General features: G+C 70.7%; 14 protein-coding genes. 10 read left to right on the forward strand and 4 right to left on the reverse strand.

Going from position 1 to position 11646, the window contains the following annotated elements; all coding sequences use genetic code 11:
- Window positions 1–67 precede the first annotated feature (67 nt).
- Genes ET445_RS04230 through ET445_RS04240 form a run of 3 tightly spaced genes read left to right on the forward strand, consistent with a single transcriptional unit; the run spans window position 68 to window position 2906 of the window.
- Window positions 68–1237: a Re/Si-specific NAD(P)(+) transhydrogenase subunit alpha gene (locus ET445_RS04230; protein ID WP_129189121.1), complete on the forward strand. Its 1170-nt coding sequence runs from the start codon at window positions 68–70 to the stop codon at window positions 1235–1237.
- Window positions 1237–1533 (forward strand): NAD(P) transhydrogenase subunit alpha part 2, encoded by a 297-nt coding sequence (locus tag ET445_RS04235; RefSeq protein WP_129189123.1) that lies wholly within the window; start codon window positions 1237–1239, stop codon window positions 1531–1533. The genes ET445_RS04230 and ET445_RS04235 overlap by 1 nt, the downstream gene beginning before the upstream one ends.
- Window positions 1533–2906: an NAD(P)(+) transhydrogenase (Re/Si-specific) subunit beta gene (locus tag ET445_RS04240; protein ID WP_129189125.1), complete on the forward strand. Its 1374-nt coding sequence runs from the start codon at window positions 1533–1535 to the stop codon at window positions 2904–2906. The genes ET445_RS04235 and ET445_RS04240 overlap by 1 nt, the downstream gene beginning before the upstream one ends.
- A 112-nt stretch (window positions 2907–3018) precedes the next feature.
- Here the strand turns inward: ET445_RS04240 and ET445_RS04245 are convergent, their stop codons facing one another.
- The gene (locus tag ET445_RS04245) at window positions 3019–3606 is read right to left on the reverse strand and encodes an NADPH-dependent FMN reductase (protein WP_129189127.1); all 588 of its coding nucleotides are present in this window, start codon (window positions 3604–3606) and stop codon (window positions 3019–3021) included.
- Window positions 3607–3694: 88 nt separating this feature from the next.
- On the opposite strand from ET445_RS04245, the gene ET445_RS04250 reads away from it, so the two are divergent.
- The 3 genes from ET445_RS04250 to ET445_RS04260 all read left to right on the forward strand — a co-directional run bounded on the left by ET445_RS04250 (window position 3695) and on the right by ET445_RS04260 (window position 5158).
- Window positions 3695–4153 carry a MarR family winged helix-turn-helix transcriptional regulator gene (locus ET445_RS04250; protein ID WP_129189129.1) on the forward strand — a complete coding sequence of 153 codons (459 nt, stop codon included), beginning with the start codon at window positions 3695–3697 and terminating at the stop codon, window positions 4151–4153.
- A gap of 136 nt (window positions 4154–4289) precedes the next feature.
- Window positions 4290–4877, forward strand: coding sequence for a DUF308 domain-containing protein (locus ET445_RS04255; protein ID WP_129189131.1), 588 nt, complete (start codon window positions 4290–4292; stop codon window positions 4875–4877).
- Window positions 4874–5158: an ABC transporter ATP-binding protein gene (locus ET445_RS04260; protein WP_129189133.1), complete on the forward strand. Its 285-nt coding sequence runs from the start codon at window positions 4874–4876 to the stop codon at window positions 5156–5158. Before ET445_RS04255 ends, ET445_RS04260 begins: the two co-directional genes overlap by 4 nt.
- Before the next feature lie 70 nt (window positions 5159–5228).
- Here ET445_RS04260 and purB read toward each other — a convergent pair whose 3' ends face one another.
- Window positions 5229–6611, reverse strand: a complete 1383-nt coding sequence (gene purB, locus ET445_RS04265; RefSeq protein WP_129189135.1) for an adenylosuccinate lyase — start codon at window positions 6609–6611, stop codon at window positions 5229–5231.
- Complete coding sequence (locus ET445_RS04270) at window positions 6608–7135, reverse strand: low molecular weight protein-tyrosine-phosphatase (protein WP_129189137.1); 528 nt, start codon at window positions 7133–7135, stop codon at window positions 6608–6610. Before ET445_RS04270 ends, purB begins: the two co-directional genes overlap by 4 nt.
- A gap of 63 nt (window positions 7136–7198) precedes the next feature.
- Between ET445_RS04270 and ET445_RS04275 the strand changes: the two genes are divergently transcribed.
- The 3 genes from ET445_RS04275 (at window position 7199) to ET445_RS04285 (ending at window position 10105) form a co-directional block, all read left to right on the forward strand.
- Window positions 7199–8104, forward strand: a complete 906-nt coding sequence (locus ET445_RS04275) for an aminoglycoside phosphotransferase family protein (protein WP_129189139.1) — start codon at window positions 7199–7201, stop codon at window positions 8102–8104.
- Window positions 8105–8210: 106 nt separating this feature from the next.
- Window positions 8211–8528, forward strand: a complete 318-nt coding sequence (locus tag ET445_RS04280) for a hypothetical protein (protein WP_129189141.1) — start codon at window positions 8211–8213, stop codon at window positions 8526–8528.
- On the forward strand, window positions 8525–10105 hold the full coding sequence (locus tag ET445_RS04285; protein ID WP_129189143.1) for a hypothetical protein: 1581 nt from the start codon (window positions 8525–8527) through the stop codon (window positions 10103–10105). The genes ET445_RS04280 and ET445_RS04285 overlap by 4 nt, the downstream gene beginning before the upstream one ends.
- Here ET445_RS04285 and ET445_RS04290 read toward each other — a convergent pair.
- On the reverse strand, window positions 10080–10463 hold the full coding sequence (locus ET445_RS04290) for a phage holin family protein (RefSeq protein WP_129189145.1): 384 nt from the start codon (window positions 10461–10463) through the stop codon (window positions 10080–10082). The genes ET445_RS04285 and ET445_RS04290 overlap by 26 nt on opposite strands.
- 93 nt (window positions 10464–10556) lie before the next feature.
- Here ET445_RS04290 and ET445_RS04295 point away from each other — a divergent pair, with 93 nt between their 5' ends.
- On the forward strand, window positions 10557–11642 hold the full coding sequence (locus ET445_RS04295; RefSeq protein ID WP_243695317.1) for a histidinol-phosphate transaminase: 1086 nt from the start codon (window positions 10557–10559) through the stop codon (window positions 11640–11642).
- Window positions 11643–11646 lie beyond the last annotated feature (4 nt).

Here is an 11646-nt window from a genome sequence, read left to right on the forward strand (position 1 = left end):
TACGCTGAACCACAAGTGGACGCGTCGCGGCGCCGCCTCGGTGCCGTCGCGCTCGGAGGGAGCACGCGTGAGGGTCGGCATCGCGAAGGAGCGGCGCGAGGGCGAGCGGCGGGTGGCCGCGACGCCTGAGACGGTCAGGCAGTTGACGGGGCTCGGTCTCGAAGTCGTCGTCGAGCAGGGTGCGGGTGAGGCATCCGGCATCTCGGATGTCTCGTACCGCGACGCAGGCGCCGAACTCGCGCCGAGCGGCGGGCTCGACCTCGGCTCGCTCGACGCGTTCGCGCACGTGCGCCCGCTCACCCGGCAATGGGCCGCCGGGTTGAAGCCGGGCACGATCACGGTCGGACTCGCCTCGCCCGCGTCCGAGCTCGAGACCGTGGCGGCGCTCGCCGAGGCGGGCGTCACGGCGTTCGCGCTCGAACTCGTGCCCCGCATCTCGCGCGCGCAGTCGATGGACGCCCTCACGAGCCAGGCGCTCGTATCCGGGTATCGGTGCGTGCTCGAGGCCGCCATGCGGCTGCCGCGGTTCTTCCCGCTCTACATGACGGCGGCGGGCACGATCCCGCCCGCGAAGGTGCTCGTGCTCGGCGCCGGTGTCGCGGGGTTGCAGGCGATCGGCACAGCCAAGCGCCTCGGCGCGCGCGTGTCGGCCAACGATGTGCGGGCGGCCTCGGCCGACGAGGTGCGTTCGCTCGGCGGCACGTTCATCGACCTCGACCTCGACGCCGCGGCCGACGCCGCGGGCGGATACGCGAAGGAGCTCGGCGAAGACCGTGCCGCCCTGCAGCGGCGCCTGCTCGCGCCGCACATCGCCGACGCCGACGTGCTCATCACGACGGCCGCGATCCCGGGGCGCCCGGCGCCGCGGCTCGTGACGACCGACATGGTCGCCGCGATGCGGCCGGGTTCGGTCGTCGTCGACCTCGCGGCCGAGTCGGGCGGCAACGTCGAGGGATCGGTCGCGGGGGCGGATGTCTCGGTGCCGACCGCGTCGGGCGACGGCGCGATCACGATCGTCGGCATGAAAGACGCGGCGTCGACGATGCCGTCGGATGCGTCGCGCCTCTACGCGAAGAACGTTGCGAACCTCATCGAGCTCATGACCGTCGACGGCGCCGTCGTGCCCGACTTCGACGACGAGGTCGTCGCCGGTGCGTGCCTCACCGCGGGCGGCGAGGTGCGACATGCGCCGACCGCAGAGGCGCTCGCCGCGGCATCCCGAAAGGAAGGCGCCTGATGGATCCGATCTCACTCGCGACGATCACGGTGCTCGCCGTGTTCGTCGGCTTCGAAGTCGTCTCGAAGGTGTCGAGCACGCTCCACACGCCGCTCATGAGCGGCACGAACGCGATCCACGGCATCGTCCTCATCGGCGCGATCATCGTCGCCGGTCAGGCGCACGACCCGTGGGTGCTCGCCGTCGCCCTGCTCGCCGTCGTGCTCGCGACCGCGAACCTCGTCGGCGGCTTCGTCGTCACCGACCGCATGCTCGAGATGTTCAAGGGTCGCGCGAAGAAGGGAACCGACGCCTGATGCCCCTCTTCCCGCCCGTCGTCTCGTCGCTCCTCTACCTCGTCGCCGCCGTCTGCTTCATCCTCGCCCTCCGTGGCCTGTCGTCGCCGAAGACCGCCCGTCGCGGCAACCTCATCGGCGCGCTCGGGGCCCTCATCGCCGTCGTCACGGTGTTCCTCGCCTCGCGCCTCGAGAACATCCCGTGGATCCTCGCGGCGATCGCCGTCGGCACCGCGATCGCGTGGCCGATCGCCCGCCGCGTGCAGATGACGCAGATGCCCCAGCTCGTCGCGATGCTGAACGGCGTCGGCGGCGGAGCCGCGGCCCTCATCGCGCTGCTCGAACTCCCCCACGCGGCGGACTGGTGGACGCGTCTCGCGATCGTCCTGACGCTCCTCATCGGCGCGATCAGCTTCGCCGGATCGGTCATCACGTTCTCGAAGCTGCAGGGCATCCTGTCGGCCAAGGCGATCGTGTTCCCGGGCCTCGCGCTGCTCATGGTCGGGGTGCTCGTCGTCGCGGTCGCGGCAGGCGCGTGGGTCGTGACATCCGGCCCGTTCTTCGCCGCCGTGGCGGTGCTCGTACTGGGCCTTGCGGTCGGCGTGCTGCTCGTCCTCCCCGTCGGCGGTGCCGACGTGCCGATCGTCATCTCGCTGCTCAACGCCTTCACGGGCCTCGCCGTCGCCGCGTCGGGCTTCGTCCTCGGCAACGTGCTGCTCATCATCGCGGGCACGCTCGTCGGCGCATCGGGCACGATCCTGACCCGCGCCATGGCGCAGGCGATGGGCCGGAGCGTGTCGGGCATCCTCTTCGGCGCGTTCAAGGGCGGGTCGACGGCGGGGTCGACCGAGGCGTCCGACCGGCCGGTGCGCTCGTCGAGCGCCGAGGATGTCGCGGTGCTGCTCGGGTACGCACAGAAGGTGATCATCGTGCCCGGCTACGGCCTCGCGGTCGCGCAGGGCCAGCACACCGTCGCCGAGCTGCAGCAGGCGCTCGAGGCGCGCGGGATCGAGGTCGAGTACGCGATCCATCCGGTCGCGGGGCGCATGCCCGGGCACATGAACGTGCTGCTCGCCGAGGCGAACGTGCCCTACGAGTCGCTCAAGGAGATGAGCGAGGTCAACGGCGAGTTCAAGCAGACGGATGTCGCGCTCGTCGTCGGCGCGAACGACGTCGTGAACCCCGCCGCCAAGACGACGCCGGGCTCGCCCATCTACGGCATGCCGATCCTCGAGGTCGGCGACGCGAAGCAGGTCGTGTTCTTGAAGCGCTCGATGCGGCCGGGCTTCGCGGGCATCGAGAACGAGCTCTTGTACGAGCCGCAGACGACGCTGCTCTTCGGCGACGCGAAGGACTCGCTCGCGAAGGTGCTCGCGGCGGTCAAGGCGCTGTAGCCGCACCACGCACCACCGAACCCGCGAGTGGGCGCTTCGGCACAGTGCACGGCGTCGCTGACTGTGCCGAACCGCCCACTCGCGATCGGAAGGGGGGTAGGTGCAGCCCGGCTCAGGCCGCGGCCGCGACCTGCTGCTCCTCGCGCACGGTGCGGAGGGCGCCGGCCCACGCGACGAGCTGGTCGAGCTGGGTCTTCATCGCCTGCGCGTGGTAGGGCGCGGGGGTGAAGACCGTGTAGTTCTCGAAGTCGGTCATGAGCGAGAACGAGACCTGCTGGCGGACATCCGCGATCTGGATCTCGGCGAGGATGAGTCGCAGGTGCTCGGCCGCACGCGTGCCGCCCGCCGAGCCGTAGCTCACGAGGCCTGCGGCCTTGTTGTTCCACTCGGCGTAGACGAAGTCGATCGCGTTCTTGAGGGCGCCCGACGTCGAGTGGTTGTACTCGGGCGTGACGAAGACGTAGCCGTCGAACTCCTCGACCTTCTCGGCCCAGGCCTTGGTGTGCTCGTTGGCGTACTGGCCGAGGCTCGGCGGGATCGCCTCGTCGAGGTGCGGGAGGGCGAAGTCTTTGAGGTCGACGATCTCGAACTCGGCGCCGCCGTGGGCGCGGGCCTGGTCGAGGACCCATTTCGCGACCTGGTCGCCGACGCGGCCGGGGCGGGTGCTGCCGATGATGATGCCGATCTTGAGAGCGGTCATGGGGGTGCGTCTCCTGACTCGAAAGGTTGACACGTCATCATAACCACGAAAGGTGACGTGTCAACAAACAGTCGGTAGACTGTCGGGCATGACCGAGGTTTCCCAGATCCCCCCTGCCGATTGGGAGGCGTGGGCGCAGTTCCTCGGCATGCACCGCAAGCTCATGCGCCGCCTCGACCGCCGGCTCCAGGCCGACGCGCAGATCTCGCAGGCCGACTACACCGTGCTCCTCGCGCTCTTCGAGGCGCCCGACAACCGCGCCCGCGTCGGCGCGCTCGGCGAACGCCTCGCGTGGGAGAAGAGCCGCGTCTCGCACCAGGTCACGCGCATGCAGACCCGTGGGCTGGTCACGCGCCTCGAGTGCGACACCGACGGCCGCGGCACGTGGATCGAACTCACCGCCGAGGGCAAGCGCACACTGCTCGGTGCCATGCGAGACCACGCCCGAGCCATCCGCGAGACGTTCTTCGACGTCGTCGACGCCGACGAGTTGCAGGCGATCCGGTCGGCGTCGGCGCGCGTGCTCGATCGCCTCGGCGACGACTGAGTTCCGGATGCCTCGCGGCGCGAGCCGACCGCACGGCGCACCCCGAGGCATCCGCCCTCCCGCCGTGCCCGGCGGGCTCCCAGCCGCGCCGCGCGTAGGATTGAACGGTTCCCGAGCGAGAGTGAAAGAGGTCGTCGTGGCCGTTGCCCGTGCCGACGCCGTCGTACGCGCGCCGTACTGGGCCGTCCCCGTCGTCCGTGGCGTGCTGGCCCTCGTGCCCGCCGCCGTCATCACGTTCGTGCAAGACCACTCGCCGACGCTCGGCCTCTTCGTCTTCGGCGCGTGGGCGCTCGTCTCGGGCGTGCTCATCGGAGCCCTGTCGCTGCGGTTCGTGACCGACCGATTCGCGGGCGCGATCTTCGCGATCAACGCCGTCGTCACCGCCGTCGCGGGCATCCTCGCCCTCGCGACCCCTGCGAGCCTCTCCTTCCTCGTCGTCCTCGTGATCGCGTGGGCGGCCGTCACGGGCATCCTCGAGATCGTCGCGGGCCTCCGCGTGCGCGGCCGCAGCGCGGTCTCGCGCGACTGGATCACCGCCGGTGGCGTCACCGCCCTCGCGGCCCTCGCGTTCCTGTTCTTCCCCTTCGACGCCGTGAGCATCGTCGGTCTCCTGGGGGCCTACCTCGTCATCATCGGCGTGCTGCTCGTCATCGGCGGCCTCTCCCTCAAGTGGAGCCAGGCCCCGAAGCCCGCGGTCGCGCCCGGAACGGAGCAGCAGTCGTGACCAAGCCCGGGGAGCCCTACAAGCCGAGCCGCCAAGACCGCCTCCGTCCGGCCGAGTACGTCGGCGGCGCCGCGATCGCCGCGATCTTCGTCGGAGCCGTCGCGCTCATGGCGACCCGCGACTGGACGATCGCGCTCATCGGCCTCGGCGGCGTGTTCATCGTCGTGCTCGTCGTGCTCGCGCTGCTGCAGATGGCGATCAAGCCCGACGCGTCCGAGCAGGCCGAGATCTCCGAACGCGGTCCCGACGAGCACACCGAAGACCGGCCCGGGCTGCACTAGACCCGAGAGCGGGACGAAAGACGGAGGCCGCGGCGAATCGCCGCGGCCTCCGTCGTCGGTCGGCAGGTGCTCAATCGAGCGCGTCGACGAGGTCGTCGGCGATGCCGACGTAGGTCGCGGGCGTGAGCGCGAGCAGACGAGCCTTCGCCTCGTCGCCGATCTCCAACGACGAGACGAACGCCGCGAGGTCGGCGGCGCCGACCCGCTTGCCCCGCGTGAGCTCTTTGAGCAGCGCGTAGGGGTCGCTGATCGTCGACCGGCCGGCGACGACCTCGGCGCGGATGACCGTCTGGATCGCCTCGCCGAGCACCTCCCAGTTGTGGTCGAGGTCGTCGAGGAGCAGCGCCTCGTCGAGGTCGATCTCGCCCAGGCCGCGCTGGATGTTGTCGAGCGCGAGGAGCGAGTGCCCGAAGCCCACGCCGATGTTGCGCTGCGCGCTCGAGTCGGTGAGGTCGCGCTGGAGACGCGACGTCACGAGGGTCGCGGCGAGCGAGTCGAGGACGGCGGAGGAGAGCTCGAGGTTGGCCTCGGCGTTCTCGAAGCGGATCGGGTTGACCTTGTGCGGCATCGTCGACGAACCCGTCGCACCCGCGGCGGGGATCTGACGGAAGTAGCCGAGTGAGATGTAGGTCCAGATGTCGGTCGCGAGGTTGTGGAGCACGCGGTTCGCGTGCGAGACCTTGCCGTACAGCTCGGCCTGCCAGTCGTGCGACTCGATCTGCGTCGTGAGGGGGTTCCAGGTGAGTCCGAGCGATTCGACGAACTCGCGCGACACGGTGGGCCACGAGACATCCGGAGCTGCGACGACGTGCGCCGAGAACGTGCCGGTCGCGCCCGAGAACTTGCCGAGGTACTCGGTCGCCTCGATCTGGCGCTCGATGCGGCGCAGGCGGTGCGCGAAGACGGCCAGTTCTTTGCCCATCGTCGACGGTGTCGCGGGCTGGCCGTGCGTGCGCGAGAGCATGGCGGCGTCGCGGTGCTCGCGTGCGAGGGCGGCGATCGTCTCGATGACGCCGCGGAGCTTCGGCAGCCACACCTGCTGCACGGCGTCGCGGACGGTGATCGCGTACGAGAGATTGTTGATGTCTTCGCTCGTCGCGGCGAAGTGCGTGAGCTCGGCGATCGCGTCGAGGCCGAGGCCTTCGAGCCGGCGGCGCACGTAGTACTCGACGGCTTTCACGTCGTGACGGGTCGTCGCCTCGAGGGTCGCAAGTTCGTCGATGTCGGCCTGGCCGAAGTCGGCCACGACCTTGCGGAGTGCCGCCTTCTGCGCGTCGTCGAGCGGCTGGGTGCCGAAGAACGAGCGGTCGGTCTGGGCGATGAGCCACTCGACCTCGACCTGCACCCGGGCGCGGTTGAGGCCCGCCTCAGAGAGGTGCTCGCCGAGGGACTCGACCGCCGCGCGGTAGCGCCCGTCGAGCGGGCTGAGCGGCTGGGGAGGCAGCGACATCATCGGATTCCTTGTCTGAGTGCGGGGGCGAGTTGCCGAAAGAGTGCCGAAGTCGACTGCTCTATCATCCCAAGAACTCGATCGAAGGTTTCTGAGTCGCTGTAGTAGGGGTCGGGGACGTCTTGCAGGGGCGCGAGTTCGGGGTCGAACTCGAGCAGCAGCCGCACCTTGTGCTGGTCGACCGCCGTACGCGCCCAGTTGCGCAGGATGCGCGCCTGGCCGCGGTCGAACGCGACGACGAGGTCGAGCTCGCCGAACACCTGCGGGTCGAACTGCTTGGCCCGATGGTGCGTGCCGTCGTAGCCCGCGCGCTCGAGGGCGTCGATCGTGCGTTGGTCGGCGCGCTCGCCGACGTGCCAGTCGCCGGTCGCCGCCGATTCGATGCGCAACGCATTCGAAAGCCCGGCGTCGTCGGCGAGCTTGCGCAGCACGACCTCCGCCATCGGCGAGCGGCAGATGTTGCCGGTGCACACGAAGGACACCCGGAAGGGCTGCGCTGCGGGCCCCTCGGCATCCGCACGCGTCATGGGTCGTATTCTGGCGCAGATCGGGGCGCAGCACAGCAGGCAATCCACAGCTATGGTGACGAAATGACGGATGCACCGCCGCCGGATGTCCCGGTCGACGCCGACCTCGTCGCGCGGCTCGTCGCTTCGCAGCACCCTGACCTCGCGGCGGAGGTCGAACTCGTCGCGAACGGGTGGGACAACGCGGTCTTCCAGCTCGGCACGGACTACGCGGTCCGGATGCCTCGCCGCGAGCTCGGCGCCCGGCTGGTCGCCGGCGAGCAGCGGTGGTTGCCCGAACTCGCCGAGCGCTCGCCGGTCGCGGTGCCCGTGCCCGTGCGGGCCGGGGTGCCCGAGTTCGAGTACCCGTACCCGTGGAGCATCCTGACCTGGCTCGAGGGCCGCGACGCGGCATCCGTCGCCACTGCCGCTCGGGGAGGCGCGGCGCTCGCGCTCGCAGGGTTCACGACGGCGCTGCGCGTGTCGGCGCCCGCCGACGCGCCCGTGAACCCGTACCGCGGGGTGCCGCTTGCGACGCGCGACGAGGTCACGCGCGAGCGGCTCGCGTCGCCGTTCGTGTCGGCGCACGTATCGGCCGCCGACAGGGCCGTGTTGCTCGACGTATGGGATGACGCCCTCGCCGCACCCGTCTGGGCCGGGCCGCCCGTGTGGGTGCACGGCGACCTGCACCCCGCGAACCTCCTGCTCGACAGCGCCGGCGGGCTCGCCGCCGTGCTCGACTTCGGCGACCTCACGTCGGGCGACCCCGCGACCGACCTCGCGACCGCGTGGCTCACGTTCGATGCGGTCGGGCGGGCGGCGTTCCGTCGGTCGGTGGATGTCTCGAGCGACACGGATGCCTCGGACTGGGCGCGTGCCCGCGGTTGGGCCGTGGCCCTCGGGCTCGCCATCGTCTCGACGATCGGCGTCGACGGACGGGTCGGCCGGATCGGGGCGCACGCGCTCGCCGAGGTGCTGCGGGGCGACTGACCGTCGGGGCGCCGACCGATCCTCCACAACGCGCGCACTCGTGGCATCCTCCCCATCTCGTCCGATGCCTCCCCGGCGCTCCGCGCCCGGCCGCGAGGATCGCGGTATGCACGACGACCAACATCTCGCGACCGGCTCCCCCGGTGCACAAGCGGCCTCGCGCGCGGAGACCGCCCGGCGCTATCTGCGCATGCTCGACGCACTCGCCGACGAGGTGGGCGCGATCGCCCCGGCGCTTCCGCCGGCCGCGGGGCGTCTCGACTGGCGATCCGCCGCATCCGCGACGTACGACACGCAACTCGACAGCCTCCGCGGCGCTCTCGCGCAGGGTGCGCGGGAGATCGACTGCGCTCGCGCCGAACTTCGTGCGAGCATCTCGACGATGTCGACCGAGCCGACCGCCTGGTCTCCTTTCGGCCAATGAGCGACGACCTGACGATCACGACCGGCGGCGGCACGCGTGTCGCCGACGAAGACCTGCTCGCCGAGGCGTTCCGTCTCGGCGCGATCCGCACGACGGTCGTCGACTGGTGCGATCGGGTCGCCCGCATCAGGCGAGGGCTCGAGCACGACGGATTCGGCGATGTCGTGGCGGCGATGAGCGGCGGGTACGAGCCGACGTGGGCGCTACGAGACGCCGAGTCGAAACTCACCAAGGTCGCGGGGCATTGCGAGGACCTCTGCAGTGCGCTCGATCAGGCGGCGAAGAACTACGGCGCGACCGAACGGGCGATCAAGTCCATCTTCGATCTCGGGGTGCGCTGGGCGGCGGCGACAGCGGCGTACACCTTCCCGCTCTGGGCCGAACAGGCGGCAGTCGTCGGAGGCATCCTGTGGGGAGCTTCCGCGATCGGACTGTGGGACCCGAAGGCCACCCAGTCTCAGCTCATGAACCAGCCGTGGTTCGTCGAGTTCGTTCGATCGGCGAGCGGAGCCGTCGACGAGGTCGCGCTCGCTCGGGCCGGGGTCCCTCCGCTTCTCGCCGTGCTGCTCGGACAGCGCACCGAGACGCCGCAGAACGCCGCGATCCTCATGGGCCTCGCCGGTGCCGCGGCTCTCGTCGGGAGCAAGGCGTTCGTCGAGACGCCGATCACGGTGCGCCGGGCCGATGGTGCGCCCGCGAACCGCTTGATGGGAGTGCGCTCGGCCGCAGCCCCGAAGCCGGCGACGGTTCCGCCGCCCGATGGGTTCGAGGACCTTGCCGAGCGGGTGCCTGAGGCCGACGACGGCGACCCTCAGATCGTGGTCGAGGTGTACGGCGAAGGGGACGACAAGCGATTCGTCGTCTACGTCACCGGAACGATCGACTGGAGCATGGTGCCCGGCGGTCAGCCCCTCGACTTCACGAACGACGTCTCCGACGTCGCCGACGACAGCGGGTTCGACATGTCCGCGCTCGCCGGCTACGACTCGAGTGCGGCGTCCCGGGCGGTGCGAGCGGCGCTCGAGCAGTCCGGTTGGAGCCCCGAAGACCGGTTCATGGCCGTCGGCTTCTCAGGCGGCGGGGCGGCGGTCGCCGACCTCATCTCGGATCCGTCGCTCAACGCCGTCGCGGGTGTGACCTTCGGAGCGCCGACCGCCCAGACCGACACCGGGGAGGTGCCGCTCGTCAACTTCGCCCACGCCGAGGATCTCGTGCCGGCAACCGCGGGCCGGGGCGTCCATGCGCCCGGCGTGATCGAGTTGCATCGCAACGCGCTCGATCCCGATGGCGAGTACGACCCGGTGGCGGCGCACAGCATGCCGTTGTACTCCGACACCGCTGCGCTTGCCGACCGCAGCGAGAGTCCCGAGGTACAGGAGGCGAGGGCACTCGTCCAAGATTTCGTCGGCGACGAGCCCGGAACCCGGATCGAGTTCATCGCGGAGCGTAGGCACACGGTGGTTCCGGGGCCGGCGATCGATCCGCCGCCTTTCGACCCCGACTTCAGCAAGATGCCCGGGATCGCGCTCGGCTATGAAGAGGGGGCGGCCGTCAGCCCTTCGACGGCCGCACGATGAGCCCGATGAGCCAGCTGATGAGGCCGAGCACGAGCGCGCCGAGTACGCCCCACCAGAAGCTCTCGACCTGCAGGCCGAAGCCGATCTGGGTGCTGATCCACGCGACGAGCAGGAGCAGGAGCCCGTTGACGATGAACGAGATGAGGCCGAGCGTGATGACGTAGACGGGGAACGCGACGATCCTGATGAACCCGCCGACGATCGCGTTGACGATGCCGAAGATGGCGGCGACGAGCAGGTAGGTGAGCACGGTCGCCACGGTCGTCTGCTCCCACGGCACGACGCTCACGCCGGCGACGATGAAGGTCGTCAGCCAGAGGGCGAGGGCGACGACGATGACGCGCAGGATGAATCGCATGCAGCCATGCTCGCAGAGCGGCGGGCCGAGCGGCGGAGGCGCGCGGCAGGCGCGCGGTGAAGCGACGTCGAGTGCGGGGGTACGGTGGAGGGCGTGACTGCACCGGAGCCTTCGCGCAGCGCTGTGCGCCTGCGTCCCGAGATCGCCGCCCTACCCCCGTACCGCCAGGGGCGGCCGGCGCCTGCCGACGGCCACAAGCTGTCGAGCAACGAGAACCCCTTCGAGCCGCTGCCGTCGGTGGTCGACGCCGTGGCCGCGACCGCGGCGACGATCAACCGGTATCCCGACGCGACCGCCCTCTCGCTCCGCGAGAAGCTTGCCGAGCGGTTCGGCGCGAGCGCCGACGAGGTCATCGTCGGAGGCGGGTCGGTCGCGCTCCTCGCGGCGTTCATCCAGGCGGCGGCAGGCCCCGGCGACGAGGTCGTCTACTCATGGCGGTCGTTCGAGGCCTACCCGGGTCTCGTCACGGTCTCGGGTGCGACGAGCGTGCAGGTCCCGAACCGCGACGACCACGGGCACGACCTCGACGCGCTCGCCGATGCGATCACCGATCGCACGCGCGTCGTCATCGTGTGCTCGCCCAACAATCCGACGGGCACGATCGTCACGGCGGCCGAGTTCGAGGCGTTCATGGCGCGTGTGCCCGCCGATCTCCTCGTGCTGCTCGACGAGGCGTACGTCGAGTTCGTCTTCGACGAGACATCCGTCGACGGCCGCGGCCTCGTGGGCCGCTACCCGAATCTCGTCATCCTCCGCACCTTCTCGAAGGCCTACGGGCTCGCGGGCCTCCGCGTCGGCTACGCCGTCGGACCGGTGCCGATCCTCGACGCCGCTCGCGCGACGATCATCCCGCTGAGCGTGACGGCCGCCTCGACCGCGGCGGCGCTCGCGTCGCTCGAACCCGACGCCGAAGAAGAGCTGCTCGAACGCGTCTCGGCCATCGCCGACCGGCGCGACCGACTGCGCGCCGCCCTCGTCGAGGCGGGCTGGCCGGTGCCCGAGGCGCACGGCAACTTCGTCTGGTTGCCCGCGGGCGACCGCACCGACGCGGTCGCCGAGGCGCTCTGGAACGCGGGCGTCGTGGCGCGTCCCTTCGCGGGTGCGGGCATCCGCGTGAGCGTCGGTGACGAGGCCGCGAACGACGTGTTGATCGCAACGCTGGCACCGCTCGCACCCTGAGTTC

This window comes from Agromyces protaetiae (assembly GCF_004135405.1).
Taxonomy (GTDB): domain Bacteria; phylum Actinomycetota; class Actinomycetes; order Actinomycetales; family Microbacteriaceae; genus Agromyces; species Agromyces protaetiae.

Excerpts from the sequence above, each read along its gene's own strand:
- ET445_RS04235 (WP_129189123.1), top strand. The coding sequence starts at position 1,237 with ATGGATCCGATCTCACTCGCGACGATCACGGTGCTCGCCGTGTTCGTC.
- ET445_RS04240 (WP_129189125.1), top strand. The coding sequence starts at position 1,533 with ATGCCCCTCTTCCCGCCCGTCGTCTCGTCGCTCCTCTACCTCGTCGCC.
- ET445_RS04245 (WP_129189127.1), bottom strand. The coding sequence starts at position 3,606 with ATGACCGCTCTCAAGATCGGCATCATCATCGGCAGCACCCGCCCCGGC.
- ET445_RS04250 (WP_129189129.1), top strand. The coding sequence starts at position 3,695 with ATGACCGAGGTTTCCCAGATCCCCCCTGCCGATTGGGAGGCGTGGGCG.
- purB (WP_129189135.1), bottom strand. The coding sequence starts at position 6,611 with ATGATGTCGCTGCCTCCCCAGCCGCTCAGCCCGCTCGACGGGCGCTAC.
- ET445_RS04270 (WP_129189137.1), bottom strand. The coding sequence starts at position 7,135 with ATGACGCGTGCGGATGCCGAGGGGCCCGCAGCGCAGCCCTTCCGGGTG.
- ET445_RS04275 (WP_129189139.1), top strand. The coding sequence starts at position 7,199 with ATGACGGATGCACCGCCGCCGGATGTCCCGGTCGACGCCGACCTCGTC.
- ET445_RS04280 (WP_129189141.1), top strand. The coding sequence starts at position 8,211 with ATGCACGACGACCAACATCTCGCGACCGGCTCCCCCGGTGCACAAGCG.
- ET445_RS04285 (WP_129189143.1), top strand. The coding sequence starts at position 8,525 with ATGAGCGACGACCTGACGATCACGACCGGCGGCGGCACGCGTGTCGCC.
- ET445_RS04290 (WP_129189145.1), bottom strand. The coding sequence starts at position 10,463 with ATGCGATTCATCCTGCGCGTCATCGTCGTCGCCCTCGCCCTCTGGCTG.